Here is a 21,854-nt window from a genome sequence, read left to right as displayed (position 1 = left end):
TACAAGCGTTCCGTTACCACAACCAGGTGCGCAGGAGGTATCCCCATAACTCCCTCCCCTCTACTCCCCCACAACATTATGGAAACCAACAATTATCAGAAAACATTATCAATTATCCCCGGATTTTAGCATATTATGTCGCACCCCGTCAAAAAATAGATTTCAAAAATGTCAATCCCTTTTCCCCACTTTTCCCCAAAATTCTTCTTTTTATCACAAGTGTACAAAACCTTTGTTCTTTCTATTATTATGTAAATCACATTAATCCACACACATTTTTGTGGATAATGTGGATAACTTTGAGGATAACTTTATTTTTACAGGGTTTTGTGGATTTTCATATGTGGATAACTTTGAGGATGGAATGTGGTAAATGTTGGTTTTTTCGACAAGCATTGTGCATATTCTACAATTGAGAATATTCTGAAAATTAAGCCCAAAAATACTTACTGTTTTCTCCAATTTTCCCTCTTCGACGGCATCCCCTTGTCCTAAATTCTGTTATGTAACCTGTTCAGGTAATTATGTAAATCAGTGTAAACCATCCTTCAAGTTTTTTCACTTGAACCGGCACATGAACCCCACAAAAAAACTGCACCGGACATCCCAAAAGGGACTATCCGATGCAGCCTTTCATCCTCTTATAAAACTTTTCTTCCGCCAAACTGACGAACCTTCAGAATCTGGCAGGAACCTTTTCCAAAGACTCTGTCCATTCTGGTCTTGTACTCATCCACAAAACTGTTCTCCACAAAAATTTCAATTGTACCTGCGAAACCGCCGCCGTGTACACGGGACACCCCATGCTTTCTCAGGATCTTATCGCTGACAGCAAGGGCAATAGACATGGCCTGTTTCTGTACATTGGTGCTGTTGTAGATATTCTGGAGATACTTAAAGGAAGAATTGCCTGAATCCTTTACAAGCTCCAGGAACTCCTTGAAATCACCATCTCTCAGGGCTTTTACCTCCCCTTCAACCCTTCTCTCCTCCTCAAAGAAATGAAGGGCACGCAGGATAGGACGGTCACCCAGCACGCTTCTGAGTCCTGAGATCTGTTTGTAGAAAGCATCCTCTTCCACTTCACGCAGATAAGTTTTCCCGAAGAATTTTGCCACCTTTTTCATCTCTTCCGGGATGGATGCATAGTCATCTCCCATATCGGCGTGGGATGCTTTTGTGTCCACAATACACATACTGTACTGGTAGGCCTCAAAATCTGAGGGAACCTTCTCCACAATAGGGCAGCCCGGTTCCTTGAAGTCAATGTGGATCATACCGCCCACGGAACATGCCACCTGATCCATGAGACCGCAGGGCTTTCCGAAATAGACGTTCTCCGCAAACTGCCCCGTCTGTGCGATCACCACAGGGTCAACGCTGCCTTCATTAAAAAGGCCGGAGATAATGGTTCCCAGGATCACTTCAAACGCGGCGGAGGATGACAGGCCCGCACCGATCAGAACATCGCTGACAATATAGGCATTGTATCCCTGAACCTCATAGCCCCTGGATTTCAGCTCAGCCGCCACACCTCGTACAATAGCTGCCGTTGTGCCTTCCTCGTCATAACGCTCTTCCAGATCATTGACATCCACATCCACCCTATCATATCCGTCTGAGAGCACGTGGATCATGCCGTCCTCTGATTTGCCCACTACCGCCAGGGCATCCTGGTTGATGGATGTGGCAAGTACCATACCGTGCTGGTGGTCTGTGTGGTTGCCTCCCACCTCGCATCGGCCGGGCGCGCTGTAAATCTCCACGTCACTTTCACCGAAAATATTTTCAAATTCTTCAATTGCCTTTATATAACGCTTTCTCTGGTATTCCAGAACGCTTTCATCCACATAGATATCTTTCAGGATTTCGTCGTGTCTTCCCTGGCGAATCTCCTCTGCCAGAACCTTCATGTTTTTCATTTGTAATTCCTCCTTTATCCTTCTGCTGCGCATGGATTTTTGTTTAGCTGCTGAATCTTCTCCCCTTGGGGGCTATGCATGTTCCATCAGGTATTTCTGGGCAGAATCCACCGCGTTGGCCCCGTCTGCCGCTGCTGTCACAATCTGCCGCAGTTGTTTTGTCCGTATGTCACCGGCTGCAAAGATACCCGGAATACTGGACGCGCAGTCTTCCCCTGCTTCTATATAACCGGATTCATTGAGTTTTACAAGACTGCCGAATTCCTCTGTATTGGGAATAATGCCCACTGCCACAAATACACCGTCAACAGCAAGCTCTTTTGTTTCTCCTGTCTTGACATTTTCTACCGCAAGGCTCTGCACCTGTTCTGTTCCCCTGATTTCCCTCGGAATAGTATCCCACACAATCTCCACGTTTTCAATAGCCTTTACACTTTCCTGCAAAATACCTGCCGCCCGCAGTTCATCCCTGCGGTGTATCAGATATACCTTTTTACATATTCTGGACAGGAAAATGGCATCCTCGACGGCCACATCACCGCCCCCGATCACCGCTGTGACTCCGCCTTTGAAAAACGCACCGTCACAGGTGGCACAGTAAGAAACACCCATTCCGGAAAATGTCTCCTCACCAGGGATACCCAGTGTCCGGTGTCTGGCGCCGGCTGCAATGACAAGTGTTCTTGTAAGATACTGATTTTTATTTGTTGAGATTTTTTTCAGGTCCCCTTCTGTCTGCACCTCTTTCACATTCTCCCTGACAAATGCTGCACCCAGTTTGTCCGCATGTTTGCGGAAGGCCTCAGCCATATCATAGCCGCTCATTCCCGGAAGTCCCGGATAGTTGTCCACCTCGTAGGTCTTTACCATCTGTCCTCCGCTGGAGAAATCTTTCTCAATGACCAGCATTTCAAGCTGGGCCCGTTTGGCATAGATTGCCGCGCAGAGACCCGCAGGTCCGGAACCGATGATGATAATGTCGTATATTTTCTGCTCCATTTCGTTTTACCTCTGTCTTTTTATTCGTAACTGTCTCATACACTCCCAGCCGTAGGCAAAAATCTATGGGAAACCGCCTTTTGTGATGAAATTTCTGCTTGGCTGTGGAATGCCTTCTTCGGTCAGTGCAATGAATGCTCAGACCTATTCATTTGTTGCCTTACTATTCTTCATTTGCCTCACCGGGAAATTCGTCATCTCCGTACATTGCCGCAGCCTCCACACTGTCCGGTTCTTCCTGCGGTGTTCCCATTGACGCAGCAGAAAGTGTATCCGGGCTGTTGGACAGTTCTATTTCCCTGACCAGCTTCAAATCTTTATCCACGAATATTCTGGTATAGTTTTGCTTATCCTCATCCGCATATATGAAATAGGAAACACCTCTGTCCGTCTCCTCTGTCTCATATGCGTTGTCTCCAAGCAGGGCTTTCATAGTCTCCTCACTCATTCCCAGGGTGATTCCCCTGTACATTTCCACTGATACTTTCGTGACATCAAAGTCACCGTGCACACTGATCACAAAACTGTTCTCCATGGGCACCGCCATATCTGCGTAATTGTTTACCACCGCGTACAAGGTCTGCCCGTCACGCTCAAGTGTCACATAGCCGTGACGTCCGCGTTTTACAATGCTGTCGGAACCATCCTCTGATATCTTCCATCCGTTTTTTGTAAATTCGCAGACCGGTGCCGGAAGTTTATAGAAATCCCCTCCGTACCGCACCACAAACGCCATAATATCATCCGGAAATGCTCCCGGTGCCTGATAGTTCTCCACCTCCGCCGGCGTTTCCTTGCTCACTTCCTCACTGCCGTCTTCCGGTTCTCTGTAGTTTTTCAGCACAGCTTTATATAGTATTTCATCCTGTACGTCAAATACCAAATCTGCCTGCTTGTATATTCCGTATTCATAAGTCAGGTAGATATTGTCTTTTTCTTCATACTGGTCTGTAGGCATACCGTATGCTTCTGTGACTTCATCCAAAGTGGAGGTTCCCATTCTGATCTTCCCGGGAAGCTGGTACACACAGCTGTCATTCCCGGTGCTCTCCAGCTGTACACCGCCCACATAACATTCCCCAAGCAGTTTCTTCTCCCCATCCAGATTGACAATATCAACGGCAAGGGAACCGCCCTCACTCTCCAATATCTCCCCCTCCAGGAAAGATTCCGGATCCAGGGCCTTTTTGCCGTTGTCCTTCTCATAGGTCCATCCTGCATTTTTCCAAGCCTGAAGCCTTGCAGGAAGGGTGTATACGGTCTCGTTGATGGAAAACTGGAAATCCGAAAGTTTATCGGAAAGCTCTACATCATATTCTTTTTGTACATCCTCTGTCTCTTCCTCCTGCTGTTCCTCATCCGGCAGGTTTACCACGTCCTCCTCGTCAGGTATTGGCTCCTGCGGTGTGCATCCTGCAGTCAAAAGGGCTGCCAGCAGGCATATCAAACATATCTTCTTATTCAAACAAGCCACCTCCCTTAACTAACTTCCGCTATCAAAAGTTTATCACATCCGCGTGCCTTTTTACAATGAAAATACGCATACATGCCTGATTTTTTCATAAACTGTTAAAGAGTTTTCAAGTATTATCCAAGGAGCATCTTTTGAAAAAATTCTTATCTTCCAGGAGGAAATTTCTGGTACCGGGATTTATTGTCCTGGCTGTTTTCCTCTTCCTTCTTATTTTTACCCAAAAAGACCGCTTTCTTACAGAAGATGCCCGTTTTGAGAAATTTACACAGCAGATTTTTACCGAGGAGGTGAAATCCAATACCCTGAACCTGCATTATACCCTGGCTTATCCTGAAAAATACGGGATAAAAGATTATTCCATCAAACTGGGATGTATGGACCCGGATAAACTGAAGGAAGGCTATGATTCTGTTGAAAAGTATAAGGGAAAATTGGAAAAGTTCACATACAAAGAGCTGTCCAAAGACAACCGGCTCACTTACGACATCCTGAATCTGGACTTTGCTACCCAGTTGTCCATAAAAGATAATTATATGCTGCAGGAACCCCTGAGTCCCAATCTGGGCATTCAGTCCCAGCTTCCAGTACTGCTGGCAGAATACACCTTCCGGACCGCTGATGATATCAAGGATTATTTCACCTTACTCTCCTCCATGACCAGTTATTTTGATGAAATCCTGGAATTTGAGAAGAAAAAGGCAGAGGACGGTCTGTTCATGAGTGACACCAGTGTGGACCGGATCATAGAACAGTGCAATGCGTTTACAGAGGATATATCCACCAATTACCTTTCCACTATGTTTAAAGATAAAATGAACAAATTTGTCGCCCGAAAAGCCATGACTAAAAAGCAGGCAGACTCTTACATAAAAATGCATGAAAAGATCATGGAAAAACGGGTCTTCCCGGCTTACCAATCCCTGGCTAAAGGCCTGGCGGACTTGAAGGGAAACGGGACAAATTCCGGCGGATTGTCAAATCTCCCCGGCGGGACTGCCTACTATCGTTACCTGATCCGCAGCGGGACCGGGGACTACAGGACTATCAAAGAAATCGAGGAGCGGCTCTACACACAGCTTCTCACTGATTATAAAAAAATGCAAAGCCTGATCGTGGCTGATCCAAAACTGCTCACAGACGCTTCCTCCCTGCCGGAGACTTGCAGCAGTACCCCTGCGCAGATGCTGGATTATCTAAACAAGGCCATAAGCAATGATTTCCCTGACAGCGGTAAACCTTCCTATAAAGTGAAATATGTGCATGAATCTATGGAGGATTTTTCCAGCCCGGCCTTCTACCTCACACCGCCTGCAGATACGCTCAGCCCCAATGTTATATATATCAACAAAGGCAGCCAGGTAACGGAAGCGGAACTTTTTACCACTCTGGCGCATGAAGGTTTTCCGGGACATTTGTATCAGACATTGTATTTCAGCAAAACAGAGCCGGATGATATACGGCATATTTTAAGCTTTGGAGGTTATGTGGAGGGCTGGGCCACTTATGTGGAATCCCTGTCCTATGAATACGGGGCGGAATATCTGAAGCTGGATAACTCCCTCATGGAACTTCTGTGGCTGAACCGCTCTGTGAGCCTGTGCCTCTATTCACTGCTGGATATCGGCATCCACGACCACGGATGGGATCTGGGAACTGTGACAAAAACGCTGAATTCCTTTGGTATTGCCTCTCAGGATACCTGCGGGGAAATCTACCAGTATATTGTGGAAAATCCAAGTAACTATCTGAAGTATTATCTTGGATATCTGAATTTTATTGATTTGAAGAAAGAAGCCCAGGAGGCTGCAGGCAAGTCCTTCCAGTTAAAGGAATTTCACCAGTATATCCTGGAGCTGGGACCGGCACAGTTTCCTGTTTTGGAAAAATATCTGCTGATGGAATATAAATAAGGGATTGAAAAAGCGCCGTAAAAACAAGCTGTATATTTACAGGCTTGTTCTTACGGCGCTTTTACATTTCTATTCTTTTTTATCCCTGTAGGAATCAAAGAACTTTCTTAAATTAAGCAATGACTTTACCAGTATTTTCTGCTGTTCTTCGTCCAGGTCCTTCATCAAAGCCTGAATCATTCCGTCATGGAATTTCATATGGTGGGTGTTTGCTTTTTCTCCCTTTTTCGTCAGGGATATGAGCACTACCCGGCGGTCCTCCTCACTTCTGACTCGGTTTACATATCCTTTTTTCACCAGGCTGTTTATGGCAATCGTCAGGGTTCCCACGGTCACGGACAGGGTCTTTGCCACGGATGACATGTTACGGGCGCTTTTGACTCCGATTGCTTCTAAAATGTGCATGTCGTTTACGGAAATATCTTTGAATTCAGAAGTAATAAGGGCCTTCTCTTCTATGTCCATGATCTCCTGGAAGAGATTGACCAGTACGTCATGGAAGACTTCATAAGGTTCCACTTTATCACTCCTTTTGGTTTGGTTGATTCTATTATATATGATTTATTTATATAACACAATCAAAATTTTTGATAATCAAAGGATGCTGCGCAGGGAAAGGCATACGGGATGCGTGGCTGGATGTTAGGGGGATGAGGGGGTATTATGACTGTAATGACAAAATCAGTCAAAAAGAGGGATATATGGGTGCCTAAGAGGTTTTCTGAGGAGGAAAGGGCTTATATTGTGAGGCGGCTTAAGGAAGAGGCGGCTAAGTGTATGGCGCAGTATGGGATTCGGAAAACTACGGTGGATGAGATTGTGAGGAGGGTGAAAATTCCTAAGGGGACTTTTTATCTTTTTTATCAGTTCAAGGAGATGCTGTTGTTTGAGGTGATCTTGGAACAACATGAGATTGTTGAGAGGGAAGTGGTTCGTGGATTTGAGAGTTTGAAGGGGAGGGAATTGGATGTTGAGGGTGTAACGGATGTTATGATGGGGTTTTATAGGATGATGGATGAAATGCCTGTGTTGAAGGGGATAACCTCGGAGGAGGTTGAAATGCTGGCACGGAAACTGCCCGTGGATGTGCTGGAGAAGCATTTGACGGAAGATATGTCCATGACTGAAAGGATCCTGCATGGGATCGCGGCAGATAAGGGGATGGATACAGAGGCGCTGACTGCGGCGTTTCGGGGTGTTTATTTTGCCACTTTACATAAGGAAGAGATTGGAAGTGCACAGTCTGATCTGGCACTGAGGTATCTGGTTCGCAGGTTGGTAATGCAGATTTTGTGAGTTAGTCCGGCGGGAATGTTTGCCGGACTGTATTTTGTTATTATTTTGACTGTTTATTTGATAATGGATAGTATGGAGGGGTGAATATGATCGAAGTTAAGGAACTGGCGTTTAGTTATACAAAGAAGGCGTTTATAGAAGGTATGAGTTTTTCTGTTGGGAAGGGGGAGATCTTCGGGTTTTTGGGGCCTTCGGGGGCGGGGAAGAGTACCTTGCAGAAGATTTTGATTGGACTGCTCAGGGATTATCAGGGTTCTGTTAAGGTAAATGGGGTGGAGTGCAGGGACCACACCAATGGATTTTATGAGCGGATTGGTGTTGATTTTGAGTTTTCCACTATGTATGAGAAGATGACCGCAGAAGAGAATCTTCGCTTTTTTGCTTCGCTTTACAAGAAAAAGGGGCGGGATATTGGGGAACTGCTGGAATTGGTGGGGCTGGAGAAGGATGGAAATAAAAAGGTGTCCGCCTACTCCAAGGGAATGAAGGCCAGGCTTACTTTTATAAAGGCCTTGCTGCATGATCCGGATCTGCTTTGTCTCGATGAACCTACCAGCGGGCTTGACCCTGCCAACAGCAGGGTTATGAAGGATTTGATCCTGAAGGAACGGGAGCGGGGCAAAACCTTTGCTCACTACGCATAATATGCAGGACGCGTCAGAGCTCTGTGAGGTGGATGACCATATTGCGGGGTATCTGTTTGTGACGGTTCTGGGGAAAGAGGGGTATCTATTGGCAAGTGGATGGCCGTGACAAAGCTCTCGTCCCTTACTGTTATGGGGGCGGCTGTTCCGTATTTTTTTCATGGAAATGTGCAGTACGTTTTCTCTCTGCTGCCATCCTTCTGGATGGGGAAACTGGCCTATCACGGGGAATTGCTGTATATACTTCCCATGATGGTCACGTCGGCTTTATGGATATGTTTCCTGGTCAAACGGTTTGTAAATAAAATATGACGGCGTATTCTATACGCAGAAAAGCACCGCAGAACAGGGCACGCTGCACGCTGTTCCTCGGTGCTTTTATGGTTTTCATTTGATAACAAGGATATTCCTGCATCCTCCGAAGGATTCCGGGGGTGCCTGGTCTGTCAGAACCTCAGCGGCATCAAAAGTCGCAAAGGTGACGGAGCTGATGTTACCAAACTTTGCCGCGTCCGCCAGGATATAGCGCCTCCCCGACTGTTCCAGGGCTGTCTTTTTAACCAGGGCCTCATTGTGATCCGGTGTTGTATAGCCTGATTTTCTGCTGACGCCGTTTGTGCCGAAGAAACCTTTTGTGAAATGAAAGGTCTGGAGGCTTAGGATCGCCTGGTTGCCCACCACAGCCTCTGTGGTTCCCTTCAGCTCTCCGCCGATCAAAAGAACACGGAAATTAAGAGCTGCCAGGCGTTGTGCATGAGATACGGCATTTGTCACAAAGGTTACGGATTTTTCTGTGACATAGTCGATCATATATCCTGTGGTGGTTCCGGCATCCAGATATATAAAATCATCCGGAACGATCAGGGAGGCGGCATAGCGGGCAATGGCCTGCTTCTCCTCCTTATTTACCCCCACTTTCTGGGCAACGGAGGGCTCAGCAGCCGTGAACGCCGCGTCCACTGCCACCGCTCCGCCGAAAACCTTTACCAGCTTTCCCGCCCGGTCCAGGGCTGTCAGGTCACGGCGGATGGTGGACTCTGAGGTGTTCAGCATTTCCTTTATCTCCGTGACTGTAATACTCTTCTTTTCATCCAGAAGTTTCAGTATTTCTTCAAAACGTTTCTCAGTCAGCATTTTTCTTCCTCTTGTATTCTTCTACATCTGTCTCCAGAACAATCTTGCGGATTGGGAGGATATGCCCCGGTGAAACAGAGAGTTCATCCACTCCCATAGCCAGAAACTCTTTGGTAAGGCTCAGATCCGCTCCCAGCTCCCCGCAGATGCCTGCCCAGATGCCTGCCCTGTGGGCATTCTCCACAGTTATCCGGATCATAGAAAGGACAGCCGGGTGATGGGGATCATAAAACTCATCCAGTTTGGGATTCTGACGGTCAACAGCCAGGGTGTACTGGGTCAGGTCATTGGTTCCGATGCTGAAAAAGTCCACCTCTTCTGCCAGGTCAGCGCTCACCATCACGGCTGCCGGTGTCTCTATCATAATGCCCTGCTCAGGCACCCGAAACTCCATGTTCTGCTCAGTAAGCTCCGCTTTGACTTCCCCGGCTATCTCCTTTATCCGCTTTATTTCCCACAGGCTTGTTATCATGGGATACATAACTGCCAGATTTCCGTACACGGCAGCACGGAACAGGGCCCTAAGCTGTGTCTTGAATATCTCCGGACGGGTCAGGCAGATGCGGATGGCACGGTAGCCCAGAGCAGGGTTTTCCTCTTCATCCATCTCAAAATAGCCGCACTTTTTGTCAGCGCCGATATCCAGGGTACGGATAATGACACGTTTTCCGGCCATGGTCTCAGCAACAGTTTTATAAATCTTAAACTGGTCCTCCTCGGTCGGATAATCTTCCTTCTCCAGATAGATGAATTCGCTTCTGAAAAGGCCGATCCCGCCGGCATCGTTCTGTATGACAGTAGCCAGATCTTTTATATTTCCAATATTAGCATATAGCATGACTTTTTTACCGTCAAGCGTTATATTTTCTTTTCCCTTCAACTGCTGGAGAAGTTCTTTTTTCTCCTCTTCCTCCTGCCGGCGTCTCTGCATTTCAGAAAGGAATTCCGGGTCCGGGTCTACATAGACCGCACCGTTCGCCCCATCCACCACGGCAAGCTTTCCGTCCACCTGCGCATCCAGGGGAATCTGTGTGCCAATAAGGGCGGGAATCCCCATAGTACGGGCCAGAATGGCTGTATGGGAGTTTACAGAGCCGTGTACTGTGACAAAGGAGAGCACTTTGTCCTTATCAAGCTGTACGGTCTCAGAGGGTGCCAGGTCATCTGCCAGAATAATGACCGGCTCCTCTGTGTTCACCGTACTTTTTGCACCGCCGCCCAGGACTGCCAGTATACGCTCGGAAATATCTTTTACATCAGCAGCACGCTCCCTCATGTAATCATCCTCCATGGAGGCGAACATCTGGGAGAAATTATCACTGGTTGCGGCAACCGCATACTCTGCATTCACTTTCTGGGTCCTGATAATGTTCTCAACAGATTCATTGTAGTCATCATCCTCAAGCATCATCTGATGGATCTCAAAAATAGCAGCGTTTGCTTCACCCACCTCTTTTACGGCCTTCTCATACAGAGTTTTTAACTGTCTCACCGCTTCCTCTTTTGCCTGTGTGTAGCGCTGCATTTCCCCCTCTGTGTCCTCTGTCTTTACGCGTTTTACCTGCTGCTCCCCTTTCTGGTAAACACATATTTTTCCAATGGCAATACCGCCAAATACACTTTTTCCTCTATATTCTTCCATCTCTGTGCTCCTTTCCCCGTAAGCGCGTTTGAAACCGGATTTTCAAACGCACTTCAGCCTGAAAAGAGCTGCTGCAGCTATTCTCTGCAGCAGCTCATTGCCTACTTGAATGTGTTTTGCCCTGATTACAGATTTTCCTGCATGAATTTGCTCACTGCCTCATAAGCAGCCTCTTCATCTTCCCCTTCAAAGGTCAGGATCACTTCCTGTCCTTGTTTCACCCCAAGGCCCATAATGCCGAAAATTCTCTTGCAGTCTCCCTCTTTTTGATCCTTCACCAGCTTGATGCTGCTGGCAAATCCTTTTGCCACTTTGACTAATTCTCCTGCCGGACGTGCATGGATTCCTTCCGGGTCTGTGATGGTGTAATTAAATTCTTTCATGGTATTTCTCTCCTTTTATATGATTTTCTTATTCCGTTACTTTCCTTTTAAAAGCTCCCAGCAGACCTGCGGATACAACAGTTCCTGCCACAAGCGCCACCAGGTACATGACAGCATTGCCCACCACAGGGAAGACGAAGATTCCGCCGTGAGGAGCCATCAATGTACAGTGAAAGAGCATACTCAGCGCACCGGCCACACCGGAGCCGATCATACATGCCGGGATCACATGAAGCGGGTCGGATGCCGCAAAGGGGATCGCTCCCTCTGTGATGAAGGCCAGGCCCATAATAAAGTTGGTAGGGCCTGCTTCCCTCTGTTCTTTTGTAAATTTATTCTGAAACAACAGGGTTGCCAGGGCAATGGCGCAGGGTGGTGTCATACCCCCGATCATGACCGCTGCCATTATATCGTAGTTTCCGGCAGCAATGGATGCTGTTCCGAACACATAAGCTGCCTTGTTAAAGGGACCTCCCATATCTATAGCCATCATAGCGCCCAGGATCAGTCCTAAAACAATCTTACTGGACCCGCTCATGCTTGTCAAACCATTGTTCAGCGCAGTGTTGATACCGCCCATGAGCGGCTCCACCACAAAGGCCATGAGAAGACCCATGAGCAGAATTCCCACCACCGGATAAATCAGGACCGGAGCAATCTTCTCGATGGCCTGGGGAAGCTTATCACACAATTTGCGCAGCAGCCTGATAAGATATCCCGCCGCAAAACCTGCCGCCAGGGCTCCCAGGAAACCGGACTGTCCCTGGGAAGCGATCATACCGCCCACAAATCCAACCGCCAGGGCAGGCCTGTCGCCGATTGCCATGGCAATGAATCCCGCCAGGACCGGAAGCATGAATGCAAATGCTGTACCGCCGATACTTTTAAACAGGGCCGCTACCGGGGTGATGGTACCGAAATCCGCCCTCTGGTCAATGGGCAGGGAATTCATATCCACACTGAAACCGTCGATCAGAAAGGCTATGGCGATCAGGATACCGCCGCCCACCACAAAGGGGAGCATATGGGATACACCGTTCATGAGCTGGGTATAAATCTGGTGGCCTACGCTGCCGCTGCTCTTTCCCTGGGAAGTCTTCTGCACTGCGCCGGAAGCGTGATATATAGGGGCATCTCCGTTTACAGCTCTCTCAAGCAGAGCGTCCGCCTTACTGATTCCGTCCGAAACCTGACACTCGATCACTTTTTTGCCGTCAAAGCGGTCCATGGGGACCTGGGCGTCAGCAGCCACAATGATGCAGTCTGCTTCCCGGATCTCTTGGTCTGTCAGCACATTCTTGGCGCCGCCTGAACCTCTCGTCTCCACTTTCACGAAACATCCCTTAGCCTTAGCCGCTTTCTCGATCCCTTCTGCCGCCATATAAGTATGTGCAATTCCTGTTGGGCAGGAGGTGACAGCCAGAATCTTTGCCTGTCCTGTCTGCTCTGTGGCAGGCTCTGTCAGGCGCTCATCAATATCCGGTTTTTCATCATCTGCTTTATCTATGATCTCCAGAAATTCATCCACAGTCCGGGCGTTTCTCAGGGAATCGGAAAATGCCTCATCCATCATTAAAACCGACAGCTTACTGAGTACATCCAGATGTACATTGTCTTTTGTATTGGGCGCCGCGATCAGAAAAATAAGGGTCACCGGCTCGCCGTCCAGGGCCTCAAAGTCAACGCCGTCCTTCACCACCATGGCTGCAAGGCCGGGTCTGTCAACCGCGTCACATTTTCCGTGGGGAATGGCGATCCCCTCACCAATTCCTGTGGTGCTCTCCTCCTCCCTTGCGTAGACCTGCTTTCTGTAGGCCTCCTCATCATTGATCTTACCGCTCTTTGCCATCAGGGCGACTACCTGGTCAAGTGCCTCCTCTTTACTTTTAGGCGCACCATTCAGGGAAATACTTCTCTTGTCCAGTAAATCCGTTATTCTCATACTTGTTTCCTTCCTTTATATGGTTTGGTAGACAGCTTCTATTTCCTCACGTTTTGCCAGATATTCTGAAAATGCGCTGGCGCTTCCCGCTGCGATTCCCATATGAAATGCATGGACATAATCCTTTTTCTCCATCCAACCGGCCAGAAATCCGGCTACCATGGAATCCCCTGCTCCCACAGCGTTCACAAGATTTCCTTTGGGGGCCGGGGCCATATGACAGCTTCCGTCTGAGGCTGCCAGTACCGCGCCTTCCCCTGCCATGGATACCAGCACATTACATGCGCCCATCTCCTGCAGCTTTCTGGCATAGGGAATGACTTCCTCCCTGGTCTTGATCTCTGCATCAAATATTTCTCCAAGTTCATGATTATTGGGTTTTATCAGAAACGGATGGTATTCCAATACATTGACCAGCAAATCCCTGGTGGCATCCACCGCAATCATGATCCCTTTTCCGGTGAGACGTTTCATGATGTTCTTATAAATGTCATCCGGCATGGATGCCGGTATACTGCCTGCCAGGACCAGCACATCCCCCTCACGCAGTCCGTCCAGTCTGCTCAGAAGTTCCTCTACTTTTTCTTTTCCTATGTCCGGCCCCTGTCCGTTAATCTCTGTACCGTCAATGGATTTCAGCTTCAGGTTGATTCTGGAGACCCCTTCCCGGATCTGGATGAAGTCCGCCTTCACGCCAATCTCCTCCACTTTCCTGCGGATCTCATTGCCTGTAAATCCGGCGGTAAATCCCAGGGCGGTATTTTCAATCCCCAGATTCTTCAGCACTGTGGATACATTGATCCCCTTGCCGCCCGGCAGCAGCAGTTCGGAATCTGTCCTGTTAGTCATGCCAAGCTGAAAATCCTCAACGGAAACGATATAATCCAGTGACGGATTAAATGTGACCGTATAAATCATATGGCTTCCCTCCTGTCCGGTTGTTCCGGCTATCTCTGTTTTATTAACTATCTGTATTATACAACCATAATCGTTCAAATTCAATCAGATTAATTCACGAAAATCACGGTTTATTTTGGTGCAATATGCACAGTTTTGAACATTTAAATACTCATTAAGACCTATTCTTCTATAATCAGTCATATTCAGTCATTCGTATTTTCCTGCCACCGTGGATAATAGAAAAAGCCGAGGACAGAAAGATATCTGCTTTTAATATCTTCCTTCTTCGGCTTTCCTATACCATATATTTACTTTTTGTGCGGGATGATCCATTTGCCGTACAGCCTGCTCCTGTTTTTCTCCTCTTAAAAGCCTGGCTGCGATCTCTACATCAGAGTCCTCAGGATAGTTCTGCATAAGATCCGCAATCTGCTTAACATGTAAGACATCTGTTTCCAGTACCTCTGCAATTTCTATTGCCGCATAACCTTTCTTTACTTTTTTCTTATACAGCGAATCAAATCTGCTTTGCCTTGGGCCATTCCTTTTTCCAACCCCATCTCAATGCCCTCATCATAATGCCAGCTCCACTGTTTTCTCCGCCAAGGCCTGTTTTTCTTCTCTTCCTTTTACGGTCAGCGGCAAGATGATCAGCTCCAGTAATTCATCATCGCCAAGGACTTCCTTGTTTTTTATTTTGTCCTGTACTTTTCGGAACACCTCCTCTGTATCAATCCCCAGAAGATATGCAGGCTCTATTTTAAGCTGCATACATCCCACATCCATAATATCAGGATCTACCTCTCCGATATCTGTTGAAAAGATAATGAGATGAAACGCTTTAAGATCCTGGCTATGTAGTTTACATATTTTACCACATCCTTGAGCCCGCCGGGCTTCCCGGGCACGGCGGGGCGTTGGGTTCGGCATGCTACGGGTCTCTGCGAACCATGATCCATCCTCAAGGATAAATAGATTATCCAGCCTTAATTCATTGGCTTCTATAGCAGGGAGGTTTGTAGGTCTGCAGTCCTTGATCCGTATATGCGGCAGTCCATACACAGCAAGGCTTTTGTCTATCAGTGTATCTGCAAAATATTTCAGTGTAATATCTTTGTTTTGATATGCAATATCACTCATGTGTTTCTCCTCTTATTATATCCTTATAGAATGGGAATTATAATATAAAAACATTTACAAAGGCCTCACCAACTTCCTGTTATAAATCTTAAAATGTGGAAAACCGCAGAAACTGCGCAGATATAAAAAGCAGAACGCTTTTGAATATGTTCTTAGATCAGCAGAGTTCAATGGGTCTGTCAATATTCTTTTTGCAGCGGAATTGCAGCGAAAAAAGCGCCCGGAAAATACCGGGCGCAAAGCTGTTGAAATTATATGATTGCTTTTTTGATTATTTCGTCATTTCTCCGTAGCACTCTTTTCCAGGAGCTAAAGCGTTAGCTTCATCTGTATCAATGTGTGCTGCTGTTGCGTAGGATGCGCTTACGCGGACTACTACATCACCGAAAGTCAGGGATCTTCCGTTAGGAGATTCAATGTCCAGTTTAACCATATCTTTGTCTTTCACGCCTGCTTTTTCAGCATCTTCCGGAGTCATATGTACATGGCGTTTTGCAGCGATCACGCCCTCTGTCAGTTCTACTTCACCTTCCGGTCCAACTAACTTACATGCACCTGTACCTGCGATATCGCCGGACTCACGGATCGGAGCAGCTACGCCGAGGCTTCTTGCATCTGTCAGGGATACCTCGATCTGTGTATCCTTTCTGACTGGTCCTAAAACGGACATTTTCAGGCTGCCTTTGGAACCGATCACTTCAACTTTCTCTTCACATGCAAACTGTCCCGGCTGGCTCAGCATTTTTTTAACAGTCAGCTCATGGCCTTTACCAAACAGAATCTCCAGATGTTCCTGAGATAAATGTAAATGTCTTGCAGATGTTTCTACTAATACTTTCATTTCATATCCTCCACACAATGATTTCAATTCTCATTCTGAATTGACATCTTTTTCAGAACGTTCTCTATTCTTAATTATAACTTTTTTGGGGGGCTTGTCAACGCATCTGGGAGGATTCTTTTGGAACTTTTTGCATTTTTCACAGTACATGGCTCGAAAGTGAGAGCTGTCCCTTCAGGCTCTAAAAGCTCATGTAACAGAAGGACATGGTACAGTATCCCAAAGTACGGGAGCTGTTATCACTCCTCGCCGGTGCTTTTTGGAAGTTTCTTCTTCAGATAGTCATATTCCGCCATAATGCTTCTGGTTATCTCATCCTCCCCAAACCGGTTGTCCGGCTGGTAAATCTTTAGGAGTGCCCAGGCACGCCGTTTTAGTTCCTCCTGTGAACGGATGCCCTTAAAGTAATGTATCTTTCGTTCACTCTCTCCAATGGTGGAATTTCTCACGCTGTTATAGACTTTATTGCTGTCCCAGTCATAATCCGCCCATTTATATCCTGTCTTTTTATGTACAATATTTACGCTCTCCAGAGCTGTTTTGTAGAACTTCATGATCCAGCTGCAGATACCCTCCAGCACCACCATCACGGCGCCTACGCCGGCTCCCGGCACATATGCCAGAACGGCTGCTATCAGAACACTGATCATAATTGCAGCGATTCCCGGACCGCGTCCCTGTATCTGCAGTGCTATCTGCGCCACAACACCTATAGTCAGAACCACTGCTGCCAGAATGCACACAAACGTTACCAAAGCTCCGCAGACTTTTAAAAAAAACTGAAAACACCTTGCCAGTAAAAATACGCAGAAAAGTACAGGTGCCGCAATCACTTTCCCTGCTGTTTTCAAAAACTTCATCTTTTATCCCTTATCGTTTTCCTTATACCGGACACTGCCCGGTATCTTTAATTCCTCAGAACTGCTCAGCACCTTCACAATTATGAACAAACTCCGTAACGCCTCAACTTGGGGATGGGCTTTTTGTCTGGCTGCCGAATAGTTACATTTCTCATTCTTTTTCCTTGTTTAGTTTAACACAATCTTCCATGAGAGGGAAGGGAAACATAAAAAATAACGGCCTCTGAGGATTTTCCCCTAAGGCCGTAAATAAAAGTCTATTCTTTATTTCACCGGAACTGCACCCCCATCTTTACACTGCTGGCCGGGTTTTGTTCAATGCTCATGTAAGTATCTGCCGCCTCGTCCATGGACACAACCGGGTCAACGATATTTTCGCATTTCAAAAGACCTTTTGCAAGCATATCCCAGCAGGTATCACAGATTCTTTCAAAGCTCCATCTGGGGTTTTCCCGGTTCGGCTCACTGCAGGCTCTGGAAATGATGATATTTGGCTGATTGAAATGGGCTTCTCTTCCAAGATTCAGACCGCCCAGGCATTCGTGATACCACCCAACAACTGCCACATTTCCATTATAGGCTACGCCCCGGATTGCCTGCTGGAGGGCATAATAGTTTCCGCTGGTCTCTATCACTACATCCGCGCCGCGTTTGCCTGTAGCCTTCTTGATCTCCAGGCCCACGTCCACGGATGAAGAATCAAGGGCAAGGTCCGCACCGTTTTCCAAGGCCACTGTCCGCCGTTTTTCGATAGGGTCGCAGACAATGACTTTTGCTGCCCCTGCCAGTTTTGCGAACTGGGCCGCAAGCAGACCGATGGCTCCCAGGCCGGAGACCACCACGTTATCTCCCACTCTCACCTGACCATCACGGATCCCTCCCAAGGCAAACTGGGCCGGGTCGTAGCATACAGCCTCTTTCCAGGTCATGCGCTCCGGCATTTTAAAGGCTTCCCGGGCTTTCAGGGTGTGGGTGCTTTTGAGCGGGCCGTAGCCTGCAATGCGCTCTCCTATTTCAAATCCCTGTACTTCACTCCCCATCTCGGTGATATGTCCGATCCACATATTTCCCGGCCGCATGAAAAATGGTTTTTCCCCAGCCTCATTGCTCTCTCTGAAAAGAAGATACTCCTCGTCAAATATATTTTCCAGGAACGGATCCTCTCCCCGGAAATGGGTAAACTCTGTTCCGTGCTTTGCGGCGGCGAAATCCACTTTGGCACGGATCTCGTTCTCTTTTACCGGACTATCTTCGTATTCTCTGAGGAATGCCTTTCTCGGTTCTGTTGAAACAATCTCTTTTCCTGTCATTTTACCTTCTCCTTTATGTGAATCATTCATTTTTTATTCCGACACCACACATGCCCCGTTTTTTGCGGAGGACTCCACCACCGCGCTTACCAGCCGCAGACCTTTCAGTCCCTCAGGCACACCGGCCATATTTTCTCGTCTGCCCCGTATCGTTTCTACAAAACAGCAGTCTTCCAGGTATGTGGCATCCACATCCTCAGCAACCGTCTCTGTATGGGGAGTTTCCTCATCCGTAAATGTGAAGACCGCATGGTTATGGTCCATAAAATCAGCGGTCATATGCTGGCATATAACCCGGAATCTGCCGTTCCACTGTTCTTTTACGGAACAGTTGGAGCCGCATATGGAACCCAGGGAACCGTTTTTAAAATGTATACTGCAGACACTGGTGTCCTCAATGGTATATCCCTCCACATCCTGATGGCAGAGGTTGGCGATATGTCCATTCACGCAGTCCGCATCCCCCATCAGATACAGGCCCATATCATACAGGTGGATGACTTGCTCAAAGACCTGCCCGCCACATTTTGTGACGTCCCGCCACCAAGGGCCGTGAAGGCTGTTGCACTCATAATCCGCCATATACAGGGTGGGCCTCCCGGCTTTTCCGCTGTCCATATATTCTTTCCATTTTCTGACGGCGCTTCCGAATCTCATATGGTACCCTACCTGGGAAACAATATGATTGCGCTCTACCGCGTCTGCCATGGATTTTCCCCGCTCTACATTAAGAGCAATAGGCTTTTCGATAAATACATGAATCCCCCTATCTGCGGCTGCTTCCAGCTGTCCGCTGTGGGCAAAGGGCGGCAGGCAGATATACAGCGCGTCAAGCCCTGCCTCCTCTATCATACGGTATCCGTCATCATAGATCCCGCAGTCCAAATGATTTTCGCAGGCAAAGACCCTGGCATCATCTGCGGGGGAGGAACAAAGTCCTGCAATCTTAACATTTTCCATTTTCATCATGCTGCGCGCATGGGCTTTTCCCATGTTTCCCATGCCCAGCACACCTACTCTCAACACTTTCTCCATGTAACTGTTCTCCTTATTATTTCCGTATATGCCCTATTGGAGGGCTTCCAAAAGTCCTGGAACTCCGGCCCCTCATCACACTTTATCCTAATGTCATCTGTATTTCGGTATCCATGAGCCGTGGGCCTCCGGCATCTCATCACACTTTATCCTAATGTCATCTGTATTTTGGCATCCATGAGTCGTGGGCCTCCAGCATCTCATCGCACATTGCCCTGATATCATCCATGGACAGCTCTGCCGCCGTATGGGGATCCATCATGGCTGCCATATAGATATCCTCTTTCCGCCTGGATCTTGCGGCCTGCATGGTAAGTAACTGGACATTGATATTGGTACGGTTTATGGCAGCGCACTGTTCCGGGAGATTTCCCACATAACAGGGATGGATTCCGTCCCGGTCCACCAGACAGGGAACCTCCACGCAGGCATTTGGAGGAAGATTGGGTATCAGGCCTGTATTCTGTACATTTCCGTGAACACGGTAGGGAACATCATTCTCCATGGAATTAATGATAAAGGACGCAAACTCACGGCTCTTTTCATGCTTGATCTCCGCATTCTGCACCAGCTCCCCACGCATCTGTTTCCAGTCACCGATCTGTTTGATACAGCGCTTTGGATATTCGTCCAAGGGAATATTATACCTCTCGATCAGTTCCGGATATCTGTCTTTTATGAACCATGGTGTGTATTCCCCATTGTGTTCTGAGGACTCTGTTATGTAGTATCCGAATCTCAGCATCATCTCGTAACGGACTTTATCCCAGTCCGCGTCGTATGCAGCCTCACCATTTAGAAAGGCGCCCGCCCGCTTTTTGATCTCCGGATACAAATCCTTCCCTTTACCGTCCTGCACCTTTAAAAGCCACGCCTGATGGTTGATGCCAGCGATCTCCCACCTTGTCTCCGGCACCAGTTCTTCCATATCAAGGGCCTTGAAGAGCTGGGGAATGCAGACCTGGACACTGTGGCACAGTCCGATGGTTTTTATTTTTGTGTAGGTCTGCAGATATCCTGTCAGCATTGCCATAGGGTTGGAATAGTTGATGAACAGAGCATCCGGGCAGACTTCCTGCATGTCTTCTGCAAATTCTTCCAGCACCGGTATGGTACGCAGTGCCCGGAATATACCTCCTATGCCTAAAGTATCTGCTATGGTCTGACGCAGTCCGTATTTTTTCGGAATCTCAAAATCCGTGATAGTACAGGGATCGTATCCGCCTACCTGAATGGCGTTTACCACATATTTCGTCCCTCTCAGGGCCTGTTTCCTGTCTGCGTGAGTCTCGATCCTCACTTTTCGCCCCGCATTGGAGGCGATATTCTCCAGCATTTTTCTGGAATCTTCCAGCCGCACCGGGTCAATGTCGTGCAGCGCGATCTCTAAATCCTGTATTTCGGGTGTCAGGATACAGTCCCCCAGCACGCTCTTGGCAAAAATCGTGCTGCCTGCCCCCATAAAAGCTATTCTTGGCATATGTCCCTCCTGTTGTAATTATTATATCTTCTGTTGTGATCCCTCAGCAGGCCTGGGCATTTACTGCGCTGGCCGTAAGAAAGTCATGTTACGGAAATCCCTCAGCTCTTCATTCCTGTGATCGTAATTCCCTCAATGATATATTTCTGCGCAAACAGATAGACCATCAGCACAGGTATCACCGCAATGGTGGAGGCAGCCATGATCAGCGACCAATCCACCGTATATTTTCCCTTAAACATATTTAGAAGCAGGGGCACCGTATATTTTTCCTGGGAATTTAAAAATATCAGGGGTGTATAAAAACTGTTCCAGTTCCACATAAAGGAGAAGATTCCCAGGGAAGCCAGCGCGGGCTTCACAAGAGGAAGTACGATCCTGAAGAACATGGAGCCATAATTTGCCCCATCAATGATGCCCGCCTCCATCAGCTCATCAGGCAGTGCCATAATAAACTGCCTGCAAAGGAATACTCCCATAGGCATATAGGCAGCTGTCATCAAAATAATGGACAAATGTGTGTCAATCAGGTTAAGCTGGCTAAAGATCAGGAACAGCGGAATGGAGATCACTGTATAAGGAACCATCATGACCGAAATAAATCCGCCAAACACCACCCCGGAGCCCCTGAACCTAAGTTTCCCCAGCGCATAACCCGCCATAGCGGAGGTGATCACCTGTCCTGTCACATTGATGACAGCCAGCTTCAGACTGTTCAGATATGCTGTCCCAAAGGGAAGCGCTGTCATGGCCTTTTTGTAATTATCCCAGTGGAAGATTTCCGGTATCAATTTGGGCGGGTAGGCAAATGCCTCCTCAGAGCCCTTCAAAGACGTGGATATCATCCATAGAAACGGGAACAGCGCAAGTACAGCCATGACTATGAGTATCACCTGGACCAGCAGGGTATTGATCCGTTTATTCTTTTTACTTGTCATCCTC

19 protein-coding genes and 1 pseudogene are annotated in these 21,854 nt (G+C 47.6%); 3 read left to right on the top strand and 17 right to left on the bottom strand.

The window, feature by feature from the left end; genetic code table 11:
- Nucleotides 1-641 precede the first annotated feature (641 nt).
- The 3 genes from A4V09_RS21530 to A4V09_RS21520 form a co-directional block, all read right to left on the bottom strand.
- Nucleotides 642-1,922 carry a galactokinase gene (locus tag A4V09_RS21530; protein ID WP_065544130.1) on the bottom strand — a complete coding sequence of 427 codons (1,281 nt, stop codon included), beginning with the start codon at nucleotides 1,920-1,922 and terminating at the stop codon, nucleotides 642-644.
- Between the two features lie 72 nt (nucleotides 1,923-1,994).
- Entirely contained in the window at nucleotides 1,995-2,921 is a 927-nt protein-coding gene (trxB, locus tag A4V09_RS21525; RefSeq protein WP_065544129.1) for a thioredoxin-disulfide reductase, read from the bottom strand.
- 163 nt (nucleotides 2,922-3,084) lie between these two features.
- A complete protein-coding gene (locus tag A4V09_RS21520) occupies nucleotides 3,085-4,386 on the bottom strand; it encodes a hypothetical protein (protein ID WP_084043717.1) in 1,302 nt (433 codons plus the stop codon).
- A gap of 140 nt (nucleotides 4,387-4,526) precedes the next feature.
- Here A4V09_RS21520 and A4V09_RS21515 point away from each other — a divergent pair, with 140 nt between their 5' ends.
- Nucleotides 4,527-6,305 carry a DUF885 domain-containing protein gene (locus A4V09_RS21515; RefSeq protein ID WP_065544127.1) on the top strand — a complete coding sequence of 593 codons (1,779 nt, stop codon included), beginning with the start codon at nucleotides 4,527-4,529 and terminating at the stop codon, nucleotides 6,303-6,305.
- A 69-nt stretch (nucleotides 6,306-6,374) separates the two neighbouring features.
- On the opposite strand, the gene A4V09_RS21510 is transcribed toward A4V09_RS21515, so the two are convergent.
- Entirely contained in the window at nucleotides 6,375-6,824 is a 450-nt protein-coding gene (locus A4V09_RS21510) for a MarR family winged helix-turn-helix transcriptional regulator (RefSeq protein ID WP_065544126.1), read from the bottom strand.
- 144 nt (nucleotides 6,825-6,968) lie between these two features.
- Here A4V09_RS21510 and A4V09_RS21505 point away from each other — a divergent pair, with 144 nt between their 5' ends.
- Together A4V09_RS21505 and A4V09_RS21500 are read left to right on the top strand one after the other, a co-directional pair.
- Entirely contained in the window at nucleotides 6,969-7,601 is a 633-nt protein-coding gene (locus A4V09_RS21505) for a TetR/AcrR family transcriptional regulator (RefSeq protein ID WP_242963885.1), read from the top strand.
- Between the two features lie 86 nt (nucleotides 7,602-7,687).
- Nucleotides 7,688-8,273, top strand: a pseudogene (locus A4V09_RS21500) (ABC transporter ATP-binding protein); the annotation flags it as partial.
- A 359-nt stretch (nucleotides 8,274-8,632) separates the two neighbouring features.
- Here the strand turns inward: A4V09_RS21500 and A4V09_RS21490 are convergent.
- From A4V09_RS21490 to A4V09_RS21435, 13 genes are all read right to left on the bottom strand, one after another.
- Nucleotides 8,633-9,379 (bottom strand): DeoR/GlpR family DNA-binding transcription regulator, encoded by a 747-nt coding sequence (locus A4V09_RS21490; RefSeq protein ID WP_065544124.1) that lies wholly within the window; start codon nucleotides 9,377-9,379, stop codon nucleotides 8,633-8,635.
- Nucleotides 9,369-11,021: a phosphoenolpyruvate--protein phosphotransferase gene (gene ptsP, locus A4V09_RS21485; RefSeq protein ID WP_065544123.1), complete on the bottom strand. Its 1,653-nt coding sequence runs from the start codon at nucleotides 11,019-11,021 to the stop codon at nucleotides 9,369-9,371. Before ptsP ends, A4V09_RS21490 begins: the two co-directional genes overlap by 11 nt.
- 125 nt (nucleotides 11,022-11,146) lie before the next feature.
- Nucleotides 11,147-11,404 carry an HPr family phosphocarrier protein gene (locus tag A4V09_RS21480; protein WP_065544122.1) on the bottom strand — a complete coding sequence of 86 codons (258 nt, stop codon included), beginning with the start codon at nucleotides 11,402-11,404 and terminating at the stop codon, nucleotides 11,147-11,149.
- Between the two features lie 28 nt (nucleotides 11,405-11,432).
- The gene (locus A4V09_RS21475; RefSeq protein WP_065544121.1) at nucleotides 11,433-13,346 is read right to left on the bottom strand and encodes a PTS fructose transporter subunit IIABC; all 1,914 of its coding nucleotides are present in this window, start codon (nucleotides 13,344-13,346) and stop codon (nucleotides 11,433-11,435) included.
- Between the two features lie 15 nt (nucleotides 13,347-13,361).
- Complete coding sequence (gene pfkB, locus A4V09_RS21470) at nucleotides 13,362-14,264, bottom strand: 1-phosphofructokinase (protein ID WP_065544120.1); 903 nt, start codon at nucleotides 14,262-14,264, stop codon at nucleotides 13,362-13,364.
- A gap of 252 nt (nucleotides 14,265-14,516) precedes the next feature.
- Entirely contained in the window at nucleotides 14,517-14,663 is a 147-nt protein-coding gene (locus A4V09_RS24705) for a hypothetical protein (RefSeq protein ID WP_157123541.1), read from the bottom strand.
- 156 nt (nucleotides 14,664-14,819) lie between these two features.
- Nucleotides 14,820-15,386, bottom strand: a complete 567-nt coding sequence (locus A4V09_RS21465; RefSeq protein ID WP_065544119.1) for a hypothetical protein — start codon at nucleotides 15,384-15,386, stop codon at nucleotides 14,820-14,822.
- A gap of 271 nt (nucleotides 15,387-15,657) precedes the next feature.
- Nucleotides 15,658-16,227: a phosphate propanoyltransferase gene (gene pduL / locus A4V09_RS21460; protein WP_065544118.1), complete on the bottom strand. Its 570-nt coding sequence runs from the start codon at nucleotides 16,225-16,227 to the stop codon at nucleotides 15,658-15,660.
- Between the two features lie 239 nt (nucleotides 16,228-16,466).
- Entirely contained in the window at nucleotides 16,467-17,087 is a 621-nt protein-coding gene (locus A4V09_RS21455; protein WP_065544117.1) for a hypothetical protein, read from the bottom strand.
- Between the two features lie 269 nt (nucleotides 17,088-17,356).
- The gene (locus A4V09_RS21450) at nucleotides 17,357-18,397 is read right to left on the bottom strand and encodes a zinc-dependent alcohol dehydrogenase (protein WP_065544116.1); all 1,041 of its coding nucleotides are present in this window, start codon (nucleotides 18,395-18,397) and stop codon (nucleotides 17,357-17,359) included.
- Between the two features lie 33 nt (nucleotides 18,398-18,430).
- A complete protein-coding gene (locus A4V09_RS21445; RefSeq protein ID WP_065544115.1) occupies nucleotides 18,431-19,432 on the bottom strand; it encodes a Gfo/Idh/MocA family protein in 1,002 nt (333 codons plus the stop codon).
- 157 nt (nucleotides 19,433-19,589) lie between these two features.
- A complete protein-coding gene (locus tag A4V09_RS21440; RefSeq protein ID WP_065544114.1) occupies nucleotides 19,590-20,912 on the bottom strand; it encodes an alpha-glucosidase/alpha-galactosidase in 1,323 nt (440 codons plus the stop codon).
- A 101-nt stretch (nucleotides 20,913-21,013) separates the two neighbouring features.
- Nucleotides 21,014-21,850, bottom strand: a complete 837-nt coding sequence (locus A4V09_RS21435) for a carbohydrate ABC transporter permease (RefSeq protein ID WP_065544113.1) — start codon at nucleotides 21,848-21,850, stop codon at nucleotides 21,014-21,016.
- Nucleotides 21,851-21,854 lie beyond the last annotated feature (4 nt).

The sequence above is a fragment of the Blautia pseudococcoides genome (assembly GCF_001689125.2).
GTDB lineage: Bacteria > Bacillota > Clostridia > Lachnospirales > Lachnospiraceae > Blautia > Blautia pseudococcoides.
The sequence above is the reverse complement of the archived record's forward strand: the minus strand, read 5'-3'. Positions and strand labels throughout refer to the sequence as shown.